Annotated in this window: 7 protein-coding genes; all 7 read right to left on the reverse strand. The window is 46.0% G+C overall.

From position 1 onward, the window contains the following. Positions 1 to 10: 10 nt before the first annotated feature. Complete coding sequence (locus AC6H3C_RS11040; RefSeq protein WP_497520823.1) at positions 11 to 976, reverse strand: hypothetical protein; 966 nt, start codon at positions 974 to 976, stop codon at positions 11 to 13. 8 nt (positions 977 to 984) lie between these two features. Further along, the gene (locus tag AC6H3C_RS11045) at positions 985 to 3,900 is read right to left on the reverse strand and encodes a T9SS type A sorting domain-containing protein (RefSeq protein WP_497520824.1); all 2,916 of its coding nucleotides are present in this window, start codon (positions 3,898 to 3,900) and stop codon (positions 985 to 987) included. 16 nt (positions 3,901 to 3,916) lie between these two features. Continuing rightward, positions 3,917 to 4,930 carry a hypothetical protein gene (locus AC6H3C_RS11050; RefSeq protein WP_497520825.1) on the reverse strand — a complete coding sequence of 338 codons (1,014 nt, stop codon included), beginning with the start codon at positions 4,928 to 4,930 and terminating at the stop codon, positions 3,917 to 3,919. 204 nt (positions 4,931 to 5,134) lie between these two features. After that, positions 5,135 to 6,817 (reverse strand): RagB/SusD family nutrient uptake outer membrane protein, encoded by a 1,683-nt coding sequence (locus tag AC6H3C_RS11055; RefSeq protein WP_497520826.1) that lies wholly within the window; start codon positions 6,815 to 6,817, stop codon positions 5,135 to 5,137. A gap of 18 nt (positions 6,818 to 6,835) precedes the next feature. Continuing rightward, positions 6,836 to 9,844: a SusC/RagA family TonB-linked outer membrane protein gene (locus AC6H3C_RS11060; protein ID WP_497520827.1), complete on the reverse strand. Its 3,009-nt coding sequence runs from the start codon at positions 9,842 to 9,844 to the stop codon at positions 6,836 to 6,838. Positions 9,845 to 9,882: 38 nt separating this feature from the next. After that, on the reverse strand, positions 9,883 to 11,655 hold the full coding sequence (locus AC6H3C_RS11065; protein ID WP_497520828.1) for a RagB/SusD family nutrient uptake outer membrane protein: 1,773 nt from the start codon (positions 11,653 to 11,655) through the stop codon (positions 9,883 to 9,885). Between the two features lie 20 nt (positions 11,656 to 11,675). Then, entirely contained in the window at positions 11,676 to 15,116 is a 3,441-nt protein-coding gene (locus AC6H3C_RS11070) for a TonB-dependent receptor (protein ID WP_497520829.1), read from the reverse strand. Between the last annotated feature and the right edge of the window lie 20 nt (positions 15,117 to 15,136).

Consider the following 15,136-nt stretch of genomic DNA (forward strand, 5'->3'; position numbering starts at 1 on the left):
TTGGTATGTCCTATTCAGATACAACCCTGGTGTATTTGTCCTTTTCTTTTACAACCTCCCAAATGGTTTGCTGTATGAGCTGCAAATCATGGGCGCCGGTGATATGCTGGTCGGGATAAGGGGCTTTAACCGCCCAGCTTATATTTATTCTGTTGTAGGCCAAACCCACAGGCGATTTTTTAAAGAATGTGGCATAGGCAACCCAGCCTGTTACGTTTATGCCTGCCGAATTAAGGTGATAAGCGTCGCGGTGAAACTGGTTGATAGAGGTCAGCGAATTAAACTTCCCCTGGTGCATCATCTGGTCAAGCACATAAAATACTTCCCCAACCGGGATTACACAAATGTCAGGATTGGTTTCTCGCACGCTATCGCACAGCAACTCCATAAAATCCCGGGATAAGGAACAGCGCGTGCTACCGGGATTTGTTTCAACTATTGTAGAAGCAATAAATGAATTGCTTGAATAATTAAGATCGGTTGCAGAAGTTTGCGGCCACGGTGAATAAATGAAAAACCGGGTATTTGTGTTGCCCGCATTCTGTTTGGCCTTTGCTATTATACCGTTGACCGCTTTTATGTTATCGGCCAAACGGTTCGGGATTACCTGATTACCAGGATATGGCTGCATCGACACTACATCCCAATGGGAAGAAGGCAATGCAGTGATCCAGTTTGATGGTGTTGCCTTGGCCGTTGAATCGGGATAAAAATACATGTAAGTTAAAGCGGTGGCCGGCCTGAAATGGGTGCCCCAGGTATAGGTTTTTCCCAATGTAGCCTGATACCTCGAAGCTATGGAAGGAAAATCGTTATTCAAATCCCCGGTAAGTGAATTACCAATAAAGTAAGCCGAAGATACGCTGTAAACCTGTTCTACTTCTTTTTCGGGATCATTGTCCCCATCCTTTGCGCATCCAGTCACTACTTCCAAAAACAATGACGCAAACAATAAAATGGATAACTTCAACTTCATATAAATTTTTATTTACCAGGTCCAACTACAATAAATTTTTCGGTATGTATTTTATCACCGCTTCGAACTTTTAACAGGTACATCCCGTTTTTCAGGCCCTTGATATCAACCTCCTGTTGCCCTGCGTCCTGTTTTTGAAGTACCAACATCCCGGCCATGTTGTAAACTTCTAAGCTTTCCACCGGTTCAGTCACCTGAAATCTTAGCTTGTCGCTGGTGGGGTTGGGAAAAATCTTAATGGGAGAATACCTGGGGCTGTCAATAAGCTGGATACCTGTTGGTACCCCGTCCAAAACCTGACCCGGTATCCACTGTACGCCGCCATATTCATAAGCCCCGATGTCGGGGGCTGAACCAACATAGCCATCTGTAATCCCGGGAATTGCAGTTCCCCCGTTTATACACGGGGAACCGGCTGTTAAGCGGAAATCATGTTTGGCCGTGTCGGCAAACATCGGGTTGCTGCCATGATAATTGCCAGCCACCGACGCGTTGCCAAAGTTTGCAGGTTGTAAAAGGATATTATTATATACTTTAGTTTCGGCCCAATAAGGTACGCCAATATTCCCATTCCAATCGTTATATGGCGAGTTGATAGACCTTCGGCAATTATACATCGTATTGTTATATATCTGGTGCCTGTTCGGGACAAAACCCATGGTAGAATTTATTTCGGGGAAAGGGTTGTTTGCCCGGATACCGGTTGCTGTATTCCCGTTCATTACATTCCAGATAACATTGTGGTGTACAATGAAATTCATCGAAAAATTGTCCAGATAGATCCCTGAACCGCTATGTAAGGTTGTACTGAACCCATTATAGCTGTCATGTATCCAGTTATAGGCGATAACCGATCCCACCCCATCAGTCATAAAGCAGTAAATCCCTCCATTGTCGGTACATGCAAGCCCGGCATTGTAAATCTCATTATACTCGATATACCAGGGTTTCTTTTGAGAAGTAAAATAATCGAACTTGTTGGTATGAAGAACAATGCTGCTTGTTGCATCGTGCAAGCTGTTCCTTCTTATGATGTGCCCGCCCCCGTTCATGGCGATCACAGCGCAGCCAGGGTTCAATCCCCAGTTTGCATCGTAAATGTGAGAGTTATATACTTTGTTATCCGAACCGATCAAAGAAACGCAATTACCCCACGAATGGGCAATTTCACAGTTTTGGATGGTGTTGCCCGAACCTCCCACAAGAATCCCTTTCCCCTGTAAATTCGTCGTCATGGGAGAGGCATTGTCCCACTTACTGACGAAGAAATAGTCCATTTGATTATAAATGACCGAGTTGAGATATAAAACCCTGCACGAGTCCAGAAAACAATTTTGCGAATTGCTCATGTTAATTGTAGCGCCGAATACCGTTATTTTTTTCAGAACGATATAATTACGATTCGTCAGGTCGAAGGCTGTATCGCGCACTTTGCCTTCTACTAAAAGCGTATTAGGGTCTTTGTTCCCGATGGGCCAGAAGTACAGGACGCCATCTTTCAAGCACCATTCCCCTTCCGAATCAATCAGTCCGGGAACGCCCATCAGCCAGCCGCCTTCGGAAACATTGTCGGGAAGCGAAACATAGTTATTCTGTTTGGTGATATCATTCGACCAGCCTTCTTTATCGCGCTGAAAAACGGTAACCCCTGTCCAGTCAACACCTGCAGGAGGGTTGGCCGTGCCCAGTGTGGGGCGGCACATATCAAATCCCTTTTCCTGATCATACGGCATATTGGGATGGCGCGCCCAAAGCATGTATTTTCTTTCGGCAAACAACTCTTTCACCTCCCCGGCCACCGGCGCCTGATAGATGTTCCCCTGGTATTTGGTCCACCCGCTTATCACTTTACCGCCATGAACAACGACTTCGTCATCCTGGTACGAAATAAATACCACAGGTTTGCCTTCCATGCCGGAATTAACAGGCCGCACCCTCTCGTAATAAGTGCCCGCATGTATGTAACAGGTGTCGCCGGGCGACATGGAGCTTGCCGCTTTTTGGATGGTTTTGAAAGGGGCTTCCAATGAACCTGTATTGGAGTCGTCGCCTGAGGAGACAGACACATGGTAAGATTTGGCTGGCCCGGAAGGGTCGGGGATAGCAGTACTGTCTGCCAACACAACCTCGTCCCATGTCCGCCCCAATACAATGCCATCAATGGTAGCGCTTACAGTTGACTGGCGCAGACATACCTTCTGAATGTTTGGCAAATCGGTGCTGCTACCATCCAATCCTGTCAATGTCGCTGTTGCCGGTTCAGAATCGGGCACGGCGTCATAACCTTTTTCAAATATATACGCGCCCACTTTATCATCAGTAGTTGTATTGTCCCACGCTCCTATAAACTCATATTTTAAAACAATAAAGTAAACCTTGTCGTATTCCAGGTCGTTTGACCAGTCAATATTGTTTGTCCATGTCTTTGCAAGGCCGATCTGAAGTTTCCCCGAATTATCCCTTGCACACAGACGAAGCCTTGTGCGGCTAAAGTTATCAGGCGCCAGCGTCATAAAAAAGTAATTGCCCGCATATCCATGGCGATTATTAATTTCATGAATATTTACCAAAACCGACAGGAATACATTTCCTTCAGATACAGGTTCAGTGACAAAATTCCTGTAAACAATGCTTTCCTCAATTGTTGAAGTATTATCGTCTAGATCGTCTGAAATTGGCATAAAGGCTGCATTTCCATCCGAAACAAGCCCGGTATAGGTTAACCCGGGGGATACAATACTGATTGAAGCATCTTCTGCATTCGTAGCGGTTCTATTCACAAAATCCGACACCTCTGTAAGAAGAGTATCGGCAGGATAATCAAAATGTTCAATATGGATTTGACCAAATGATATTGAGCATAATATGCCTAAAAAAAAAGATATGGCTGATTTTTTCATATTGTTATTTTTCCATCTCAACATTTGCATGATTTTCATATCAACTTAATGATTTGTAAACACGGTACACTATGTTTCGGGAGCCCCTGTTTCTTTCTTTAATGAAGACTGTCCCATCATCAACCTCAATACTGCCAACACCTTTGTAATTCTCCGGTATCCTGGCCAAAAATGCCGTGAATGATTTACGGATAACCTCATCGGCGTCAATAAAATCATAAATATTCCGGCCAAATATCTTTCCTTTTTTGGCTACTACAGGGAAAGGCTCATGCAATCCGGTTGTTCCAAATTCCATCCCGAAGGCCGCCTGAACGCCACATTCCCATGAGCGCCAAAAATTAATCCAGGGGTAATCTTCTGTTTTCCATAGATAACCCAGCATAAGTCCCTTGCCGGGGTTGCAGGCTGTAACCCAACCATATTTGTCATTTTGACTGAACACGAAAGAAGAAACCAACGGCCATTCGCCCTGAAATTGTCTCAGGTTAATCTTCTCTCCACTATAGGTTGCGCGGGGCCATTTAAACGTATGCTTGTCCTGATCCAGGCTGCCATCCAGCGTGTTTTCAAACCCTTTTTCTGCATTGGTGTCAATAATTGTTGTTCCGTCAAGAAAAGGAGGGGCGATTGTTACATGCTGGACGATGTTGAACATGCGCCCGTACTTATTCAGGTTCTTAATATCTTCGTGTACAAAGAATACCGGCTCGTCCTTTGCCAGTTCAATCTTTCTTGTCAGTTGCAAGCCTCCCATTGGCAGGCTGCAATGCATTGAACAAGCCGTTAAATTGTCATTAACTACTGATTTATCCAATATTTTCCATTCCTGAGAATTGACCTCTCCGTGATGAACAAACCCATTTTTTCTTTCGGCTTCTGATGGAGGTCCCCAGCGGTCAAAACACAAATAATGGCCCATTACACTAAGCTCTTCAGAGTCTTTAGTCCGATAATTCAAGGGATTGATTGGTAAATCTTTCAAACGAAAATCAAAATACGATCCCCCTATTAAATTTACCTTTAGCAGCGCCTTTGTATTTTCAAAGTTCATTTGGCAAAGATTTTTATATAAAAACCATAAAAAGGCCCGGGGTAAAACACCTTAGTTCCCAGGGGATCAAATATTGTTTTTCCATTTCCCATTTCAAACAATAAGTCCCTGATTCTCCGTTCTTTTTCCCAGGCCTTTTGGTCAAATCAAAATCGAAATAGTTTCATTTACGAAACATCGCACCTGTTTCCTATCTTTAAATAGCTACCAGCCAGTATTTTGCCCCAGGTTGTTATTTTTAAACCTTTCGGTTTGTGAAATTGGGTACAAATACATTTTATCATCCCACACGCGTGTTTCAACCACTTTCGGAGAGTACGTTAACGCTTCTGAACCCGGGTCTTTGGTCAAGTCAACACCTCTGATTGTTACAGTCGAAGAACCTATTTTCCACCTGCGGATGTCCCAGAACCGATGGTCTTCAAAAGCGAGTTCAACCCTGCGTTCGTTCCTCAGTTTATCCCTGAAGGCATCCTGTGTCATCCCGGTGGGGAAAGCAGGCATGGCTACCCCTGTCCTTGCACGCACCATATTCACCGCGGCGCGGGCGGTCAGGTTATCAAGAGGCGCGGGACCTGCAACATCGGGGCCATAGGCTTCGTTCATCGCCTCGGCATAATTCAGTAAAACTTCGGCATAACGGAAAATAACCCATACGTGCCTTGCTGTTGTCGGGTTTACCGGATTGAGGGAAATGCTCTCGACCATGTGTTTTTTTAAATAATAACCCGTTTTGGTGGCATTGGGCGTTGGCGGGGCATTTAAACCGCCATACCAGGTTTCGACAGGCAGCGACTTCCATTTGGCCCCATTATATAGTATGGTCATGGCAAGCCTGGGGTCCCGCCCTGCGTAAGGATTAGCAGGATCGTAACCTGAGCCGCTTTCGCCGATTCCCAGACCCGTTGCCTTCATCTCATACGAGTCTACCAGGTTTTGCGTGGGGCACGTGCCTGTATTCCCTCCAATAAACCCGACTGCCGTATTGGCAACCTCAAAAGCCCGGTCGTCGCCCTGCCTTCTTTCCAATATCAGTTCTTTCGACGAAAGGTTATTCACGATGGTCGTATAAGCTGCAAAAGGGGTGTAGGTTGGCCCGAGCTGGTCGATCAGCGCCTTCGCAGCAGTTGCGGCGGCTACCCATTTTGCTTTATCGTTGGTCGGATTATGCAAGGGGCTGGCGGCATACAATAATGTACGCGCTTTTAAAGCCATCGCTGCCCCTTTGGTTGCCCGGCCCGTCTCCTTGTTTACATACGACGTATAATTGACCGGAAGGTGAGCAATTGCCGAATCACATTCCTGAACAATGAACTTGACAACATCGTCAAACGGAGTTGTTGTGACCTTGTTTACTTCTTCCGCATCCAGAATCTTAGTGACCAAAGGCACATTCTTATACCGTTTGACCAACTCAAAATAAAAGAATGCTCTCAAAAAACGCGCTTCATAAGTATAAAGACGGTATTCCTGCATCATCTGGTCATAGCCCTGGTTAAACTGCAAATAGGGGAATGTTTGGCTTGTGCCTTCTTGAATAAACCAGTTGGCTTCCCTTATGCCGGTGTACATGCGCCCCCATACGTCGTCCAATGTTACGATAGCGTTCCAGCTTCCGTCATTGAATTTCTGGATATCGGATATATCATATACATATTCGGCATCATCAGATGCGGCAGACCTCATTGAGCCATCAACACTATTGAAGTCGCTCGGAAGATAACTGTAAATGTTGCTCAAAACCGCTTTTGACCTGGACTGCCAGTTGAACACATTGTCAACGCTTAACATATCCTGCTCGCTGTAGTCAAGAAAATCGCAACCCCATAGCAGGGAAGTTATAGCTACAGTGACAAACATTATTTTTATAGAAGTTATTTTTTTCATAATCAAACGCTTAACAGTTTAAAATCCTACCTGAATACCCAAATTGTACGAAGACATGGTCGGGTAACCATTCCCTAATGCTTCCGGATCAACAATTTCTATATTGTCGATCGAAAACAAATTCATCCCCCTGACATATAGTTTTGCTTTTTCGAGCTTAACTTTTGAAAGAAACTGTTTGGGAAAGTTATAGTAGAGTTCGACCGACCGTAGTTTCAGGAACGACCCGTCTCTTAACCAGATCGAGTTAGCCTTGTAATTGTTGTCGTTTGACAACGTGGTAAGCCGTGGGAGGGTAGCGGTTGTTGCTGTTTCCGGCGTCCATGCTCCTGCCGAGAACGTAGAAATATTGGTGTTGTTCACCAGCGGCCAGAAAATGCTCGATGTGTACAGGTAAACGTTCCGCTTTGCCACGCCCTGGAAAGAGGCGTCAACCCCAAGACCTTTATATTCGATGCCAAGCGAGCCCGAATAATAGATTTGCGGAAGCCCTGTGTAGCCAATTGGCACTTCATCGTAAGCATTGATGATGTTGTCGCCGTTCTGGTCTTTGTATTTAACGTCGCCAGGCCTTACTATGGAAAAAGTCTGCTTTGGGCTGGCTGCAATTTCTGCAGCATCCGTAAAGAAACCTATCGCTTCCAGGCCAAATGACTGTCCAATGCTCCGCCCGGTCCTTTTCAGGTACTCTTCCGGACGGTAAATTTCGAGCATATCAACGATTTTGTTCTTTGCAACCGACAATTGCCCGTTTATGTAATAATTAAAATTACCAGAGTTCTTGTGGAAATTCAGGCCCAGTTCAAGCCCTTTGTTTTCAACAATCCCCACGCTGCTGTATGGGTTAGGAACGCCTATAACTGCCGACATAGTGCCACTTGTCCCTACAAGAATGCCCTTTCGTTTGTCGTAAAATACGTCGAAATTTATGTCAAGCGCATTAAACAAACTTGCGTCCAGCCCAACATTTGATTTATACGATGTTTCGAAAGTTAACGGGCTCGATGCCAGGCGACCTTCAGCATACCCGCCGACGGCATTGTTGCCGGTGCCAAAATAATAACCGGTACCACCTGCCCAGGGGCTCATGTGAATATTCTGTATCACGAGGTCGTTCCCGCTCGTTCCCCACGAAGCCCTAAGCTTCAGGTCGTCAAAAACCTTACTGCCGGTAAGCCATTTTTCTTCCGATAATTTCCAGGCCAGCGAAACGGCAGGAAAGAAACCAACCCGGCTGTCTTTCGGCAAAACATTGGTCCCATTTGCCGATAAGGTAAGGTCTGCAAAGTATTTCCCTGCTTTGCCATAGTGAATGTTGCCTGTGGCCAGCATGTGGCGGTACGTGTTGTTTTGCCCGTTCCTCACCAGTTCTTCCCGCTGAAACAACAGGAACGATTGCAATTCATTGTCACCCCATTCTTTTTCATATTTCAGGTTGGCTAAAATAGTTTGCCTTCTCCATTGCGCCTGTGTTGAAGTGCCAAATGCCAGCGAGGTATTCGACCCGTAAAGGGTTTCGGTGGTATCTGTAACTTCGTTTGTCACAGGGTCCAAAACCGGCGTTAGCTGCTCATAACGAAATTGTTTTGTTTTCGCATCCCAAAAGCCTAAAGAGGCATCATAGGAAACGCCCGCTTCAACCGACAAACCTTTTAATACCTTATCTAGTTTTTGCTCCAACATGAAATCGGTCATGATTTCACGCGTACCCGGAGTAGCATATCCCCTGGCCGAAATCAACGCTACAGGATTATTGTTGTAGTTGGTTGTTCCCCCGAATTCATTATGGTACGTACGCACCGGGTAAGCGGCCGAAGGGGTGTTGTTAATTACAGAAAATATATAATCCTCTGTTGACTGCGGCCTATTGCTCTGTTTGATATTCCCTGCCAGCCGGACGGTGAACAGGGTCGATTTGGTAATATCGATATCGATGTTGGAACGGAAATTGAATTTGCGGCCCAGCGCCTGGGTGCTGTACCCTTCATTTTCGTTAACAGGGCCAAACAGTCCTTCTTCGTTTTGAAAATTCAGCGTAGAGAAATATCTCACGGCGCCCGTTTCCTGCTGAAACGAAACATTGACCAAATCGGAGGTACCGAAATCGCGTAAAGACTCCTCCTGCCAATTCACGTTGGGGTACAGGTAAGGCGAACTGCCCGACCTGAACCGATCCAGTTCAGGCTGCGAGTATAATGCAGTCAACCCATCGTTTAAACGCGCCTGGTTAACCGATTTCGCATAGTTATACGAATCGAGAAATTCAGGTAACCTGAAAGCGAATGTGGCCCCGCGTTCATAACTTACATCAACCGAAAGGCTTTTCCCTGCGCCACGTTTTGTTGTAACCAGCAAAACACCGTTTGCACCGCGGATGCCATACCGGGCCAACGCAGCGGCATCCTTCAGGACGGCCACGCTTTCAATTTCACCAAGCGACAGGGAAGACAACGGGCGTTCGAACCCGTCAACAATTGTTAGGACACTGGTATTTACCACCGATCCTGTCGCAAATGTTTCGACACCCCTGATATAAAGTGTGGGTTCCGAGTCCCAGTTGGTGCCGCCGTTTTGCATGACAAACAACCCAGGTATTTTCCCGTAAAGGGCGCTGGCCGGGTTCCACACCGAACTTTTGGCAAGTTCGTTGGCATTGACTACCCCAATGGCCGATGTGAGTTCGCCTTTGCGCTGTTCCATCCCATAACCGGTCGGAACCAACTCGTCGTGTTTGTCCACCGTTAATACAATCAGGTCTGATTCAATCCTTTGTGTTTTATAACGCAGGTCCCTGGTATTTACTTCAACCGTCTGCCCTGCTTCTCCCGCAACAGTAAATTTTCCCTTATCATCGGTAAAAACTTTTACTCCCGGTTGTTCTTTGATCGTGATCAAAGCATCATAAACAGGCTTGCCTGATCCGTCGGTCACTGTTCCTGTAAGCATTTTTTGCTGGGCCATCCCGGAAAAGGTCAGAAAAGCAAAAAAGAACAGGCATATATTTCTTTTGAATAAGTTTCTTTTCATTTATTCCGATTTTAAATTATTAAAACTGGTTCGTTATATTACTCCCACCCGGGATTCTGGATGATCCCATATCCCTTGTTTACCTCACTTTGCGGAAAATAGCTCAGGTACCATTTGGGCGACCAATTGTCCATCCAGTACCGTGGGGGCAATTCCCATTCTGTATAGGTAAAAGTATAGGGAGCCGTTGCCGACCTGGTGATCTTCATCCCATGAAGGCGTTTCTTAAAATCGCCTTCCCTCTTCCAACGGATCAGGTCGAACCAGCGGACTTCTTCTGTAGCAAATTCCAGTGCCCTTTCGGTTAAAATGGCTTCGCGGAACTGCTCTTTGGTCAGTCCTGAAGAAAGGTTGCCCAGGCCCACCCTGCTACGCACGAGGTTAACGTACTTGTAAGCATCGGCATTAGGCCCGTTATTGAATTCGTTGATTGCTTCGGCATAAGAAAGATATATCTCAGGCAACCTCAGGTTCGGGAAATGCATCGGCTTGCCTACCAGAGTAGCTGCATCTTCATCCAGGTTGAATTTTCTGAGCCGGTAACCGGTCTTATCAATCCTTGAACCAGTGGGGGCTTCACGCCCTCCTGACCACATTTCCGCGGTCCGCCCTCTGTAAGTATCCCCATTTACAAGTACGGTTTCGTACAAGCGGGGATCCCGGTTAACGTAAGGGTTAGCCGGGTCATACCCCGAAAGCGGGTCGGTTATCGGCAGACCGGTTGACATCGGGAACATGCGGACATAGGTATCAGTAATGTTGGTATTACCCCATGCATCCAATATTGCATGAGTATTCCACCAATCACCAACACCCGGATATGCATATCTCCCGATCCTGATGGAAATAATTATTTCTTTGTTGTTCCGCAAAAAATAGGCATCCTGAAAATCCTGCCTGTAGCTGTTCCCCTCTTTATGGTACAATTTATAATCGTCGGTGGCTTCGCATTGGTCAATCAATGCTTTGGCTGCATCCCTGGCTTGTTTCCACCTGTTCGCGTCATACCCCCCGTGCCACGTCAGCTTCTGGTCTGAAGCTGCTCCTGCAAGATACGGTTCGCTGGCATTAAAAAGCGGGCTGGCGTTGAAGAGGAGCACGCGGGCTTTTAGCGCCAGTGCCCAGTACCGGGTAACGCGCCCGTCCCATGTATCCGGGTCGGAGAGTGTCCAGGGCAGTTCCGGCCCGAATTTGTCGCAATACGCTACAATCGAATCGCAGGTTTGTTGCGCGGTCAACCTCGATATCTGGCCTACTTCCTCGGTAACGTCATACGCGTGGGTTAACCAGATGACACCCCCGTAATGGCGGTACAAATGTGCGTAATTAAAAGCGATGAGGATGCGGGCCTCCGCTTTAAGCAATTTGGCGTAAGCAGGGTCAACGTTCGGGACATTGTCGATATTGGCGATGAAGTTCCAGCACCGCCTGATCCCGTCGTAAGCGCCATCATTCAACAGTGAATATTTAGTATTGGGCTCCCAGCTTGAAGCATTCATATTTCCGGTATAGTAATTCCCGATTGGCCCGGTCCAGGAGAAAGACTGGCATATATCTGTCAACTCATCAAGTTCCCCTCTGTTTATTAAATTCTGCCTTGTATTCGTCATGTATGTCACCAATCCATAGGGTAAACAGGCATAAGCGCCCCATAAATAGCGTTCGGCATACATGATGTCTGAAAAGATCGTATCCTTGGTTACATCAACCCCCGGCGCTTTGGCAAGAAAATCGTTCCCGAGCGGAAACTCCTGGCACCCATAGATTGATAACAGCCCTGCAGTTATAAGAATAATGATCGTACGTTTCATAGTTAAAGTTTTTGGTTTGATTAGAAGTTAACATTTAACCCCAAATTGATAATCTGGATAAGCGGGTAATTCTGGTCCCCACCCGGCGCTTCAGGATCAATGGTTTTTGGTATTTTAGAGAATGTCAAGAGGTCATACCCATTCGCGTAAACCCTCAACGACGATACACCCATACGCTTAAAAAGGGAAGGATTAAACGTGTAACCAATCTCCACATTTTTTAAACGAATGTAGGTGGCATCCTGTATCCAAACGTCCGAAACTTTGTCATAATTATTTACTCTACCCGTGAAAGTCATTCGCGGGAACCTGGCGGTATTGGCAGTCTCAGGCGTCCACGAATTATTTACCAGGTACATTGTCAGGTTGCGGTTGCCCGTACTTCCAAAAGGATACCTGTTTTGAGTCATAAGTTCTTTGGATACATTTGTTGCCCCTTGCCATAACATGCTCAGGTCAAATCCTTTGAAACGGATACCGCCATTTAGGGCAAACGTAATCTCAGGATAGGCTGGGTAACCGGTTGCCACCTGGTCATAGCTGTCAATTTTTTTATCATCGTTAATATCCTTATATCTCAGGTCTCCCGGTTTTGGCGAATAATTCGGGTTCGGAAAATCGCTCAGATGGTCAATGTCTTCCTGGGTCCAGAAACCGTCGCTCACGTAAGCCCAGGGCTGGCCGACCCGGTGCCCGGTACGCATCAAATAATCATACGGTTGCTGTATCTCGTCCATGAAAAGGATCTTGTTCCGGTGAAACGAAATATTGCCGCCAACATAGTAATTTGCCTCGCTTAATTTGTCTGTCCATTTCATCTCCAACTCATAGCCCTGGTTTTTCACCCGTCCGAGGTTAACGGCCGGTAATGTGATAAAAAAGATAGATGGGACGCTGTTTCGGGTAGAAAGGATATTGTTCCTGATTTCGTAAAAGTAATCGGCCGACAACGAAAGTTTTCTAAATAATGTCAGGTCAATCCCAACGTCGGTTTTTTCTGCTTTTTCCCAGGTAACGTCCGGGTTCCCCAGTTTTCCTTCCGAGGCCAGTATAACCGATTGAGGGACATTAGTGCCAAAATTATATCCTGAACCTGCTGCGCCGCCTGAGGTGGCATTATAAGCAGTCGGCATATAGAGGAACCGGTTGCTCCCTTGCCTATCGTTCCCAACAACACCGTATGAGCCTCTTAATTTCATATAAGAAATAAACGATGGCAATTTGCCTTTCAGGAAACTTTCTTCGGTTGGTATCCAGGCTATTGATACCGCGGGGAATAAACCGAAACGCTTGTTCGGCGCAAAGTTCTCGGAACCGTTGTACCCCATATTGAGGTCAACCATATATTTATGCTTAAAATCATAAGTGGCCCTGGCAGCCAATCCCACATACCCTAAAGGAATATCGGTGTATACGCCGGGATAAAACGACCTGCTGCAATTGTACAACAAAAGGCCGGTTACCGAATGGTTCCCGAATTCGCGGTTGTACGTTAACGCGCTCTCTGCATACCAGTTCCGGGCTTTCCATGATCCTTCCACATAATTCAGGATACCTTCTTCCCCTTCCGTCCGGTAAACTACGGTACTGTCGCCCACTGCCGCCGGGTCAACATCGCATTTAAACATGGGGTCGTAAATGATTTGCGATGCGGTCCTCGTTTTTGAAAGGTTATTGGTTGTATTATTGGAAGCTTTCAGCCTCCAGGAAAGTCCTTTAGTAATGAAATCAAGTTCCTGGGTCACCTGAATATCCAGGTTCATCACATTGGTTACATTTTTATACCAGGCATTATTATAAGGTAATGCGGCTGTACCTCTTGGGTAGATCGGACTCCCGTAATTATTAAACTTGTAATAAGTCCCGGTCACTACATTTCTTCCGTCGGGAAGTATTTTCCCGGCCCAGGGAACATTAGCCCCCCATACCCACCAGAATAATTCTTCCGGGTTATCGGTCCGTCCCCTAATCTCGTTTCTCCCTCCAATAGTCAAGGAAAACTTGGTCGTTTTGGTGGCATCCACATCAATGTTTGCGCGGTAATTATAGCGTTTGTACCTGTAAAAATCATCGATATCGAAAGAATTTATTAAACCTGACTGGTCAAAGTATCCCAGCGAAGCGAAATACTTGACGACCTTGCTGCCGCCTGAGATATTCACATTGCTTTGTTTTTGCGGCGCGGTTTTCTTCACCAGGATATCTGTCCAGTCGGTACTAAAGAAGACTTCGGGGTATTTCCCGGTCTTGAAAGCATCGACTACAAACGGAGAAAAAGCCACCGGGGCATTGGGATTGTCGCTCAACTGCACCTCATTATATTTCGTAACATATGTATAAGCATCTGCCGTCTCGGGCAGGTTCAAAGGCCTTTGTACCCCATACGACGTGCTGAAACTGATTTTAGGGGCGCCTTCCACACCACGTTTGGTAGTAACCAATATAACGCCGTTTGCGCCCCGGATACCATAAACGGCAGTCGCCGAGGCGTCTTTCAAAATCGAAACACTTTCTATTTCATTGGGGTCCATTTGTGTAAACGGTCGTTCCACCCCGTCCACCAGCATCAGGGGAGTTGAGTTTGCAGTGGTAAGGGATCCGATTCCACGGACAAAAATTTGCGGGTCATCCCTGCCAGGCATTCCGCCTGATTGAATTGTTGTCAACCCGGTGACACGTCCGGAGAGGGAATTGGAAACCGAAGCAGTGGGCGATTTGACAAGATTCTCACCTCCCACCGCGACAATAGCCCCGGTCAGGTTGGCTTTCTTTTGGGTGCCATACCCCACAGCAACTACTTCTTCAAGGCCAACGGTCATCTCTTCCAAGGTAATATTAAAAGAAGTTTTATTGCCAATGGAAATTTCAAGCGGTTTATACCCGACAAACGAAAAAACCAGTACTTTGGCATCAACAGGAACCTGTAACGTAAAACTTCCGTTGTCGTCAGTAATAGTTCCAATTGTTGTGCCTTTTAGGATTACCGTAGCTCCGGGAATAGCCCCTCCTTTAGCATCTTTAACCACCCCGGTTACTTTCTTATCTGCCACTGTTTGTTCTTCTATTGTTCCAGGTAGTTCTATCTCACCAGTTACAGGATCGCGCTTTCCAATACCAATCTGCCGGTCGAAAATCCGGTAGGTCAACTCGGAGGACTTAAAAATCTTATCTAAAATTTTATCGATCGTCTGATTTTCAGCATGAACATCAATTTTCTTATTCAAATCGACTACTTGGTCGTAATAAACGAAAATAAATTCACTCTGTTTTTCAACTTCATTGATCAAATCTCTTAGAGTGGCATTCTTCAAATCAAAAGACAATGTGGTATTCTGAGAATACACACTATTGGCCATCAACGATGCGGTAGAAATCAAGAATAACAGCAGACATAGTTTCATTGTCAGCAATAATTTCTTCCAGTTCCTGTTTAATGGAACTAAAAACTTGTTTTTTTTCATAAATTTGCTTTTGGGTTTTA

The organism is Gaoshiqia sp. US2, from assembly GCF_059705485.1.

Bases quoted from the DNA above. Each gene is read 5' to 3' on its own strand.
- AC6H3C_RS11040 (WP_497520823.1), bottom strand. From the start codon at position 976: ATGAAGTTGAAGTTATCCATTTTATTGTTTGCGTCATTGTTTTTGGAA.
- AC6H3C_RS11045 (WP_497520824.1), bottom strand. From the start codon at position 3,900: ATGTTGAGATGGAAAAATAACAATATGAAAAAATCAGCCATATCTTTT.
- AC6H3C_RS11050 (WP_497520825.1), bottom strand. From the start codon at position 4,930: ATGAACTTTGAAAATACAAAGGCGCTGCTAAAGGTAAATTTAATAGGG.
- AC6H3C_RS11055 (WP_497520826.1), bottom strand. From the start codon at position 6,817: ATGAAAAAAATAACTTCTATAAAAATAATGTTTGTCACTGTAGCTATA.
- AC6H3C_RS11060 (WP_497520827.1), bottom strand. From the start codon at position 9,844: ATGAAAAGAAACTTATTCAAAAGAAATATATGCCTGTTCTTTTTTGCT.
- AC6H3C_RS11065 (WP_497520828.1), bottom strand. From the start codon at position 11,655: ATGAAACGTACGATCATTATTCTTATAACTGCAGGGCTGTTATCAATC.
- AC6H3C_RS11070 (WP_497520829.1), bottom strand. From the start codon at position 15,116: ATGAAAAAAAACAAGTTTTTAGTTCCATTAAACAGGAACTGGAAGAAA.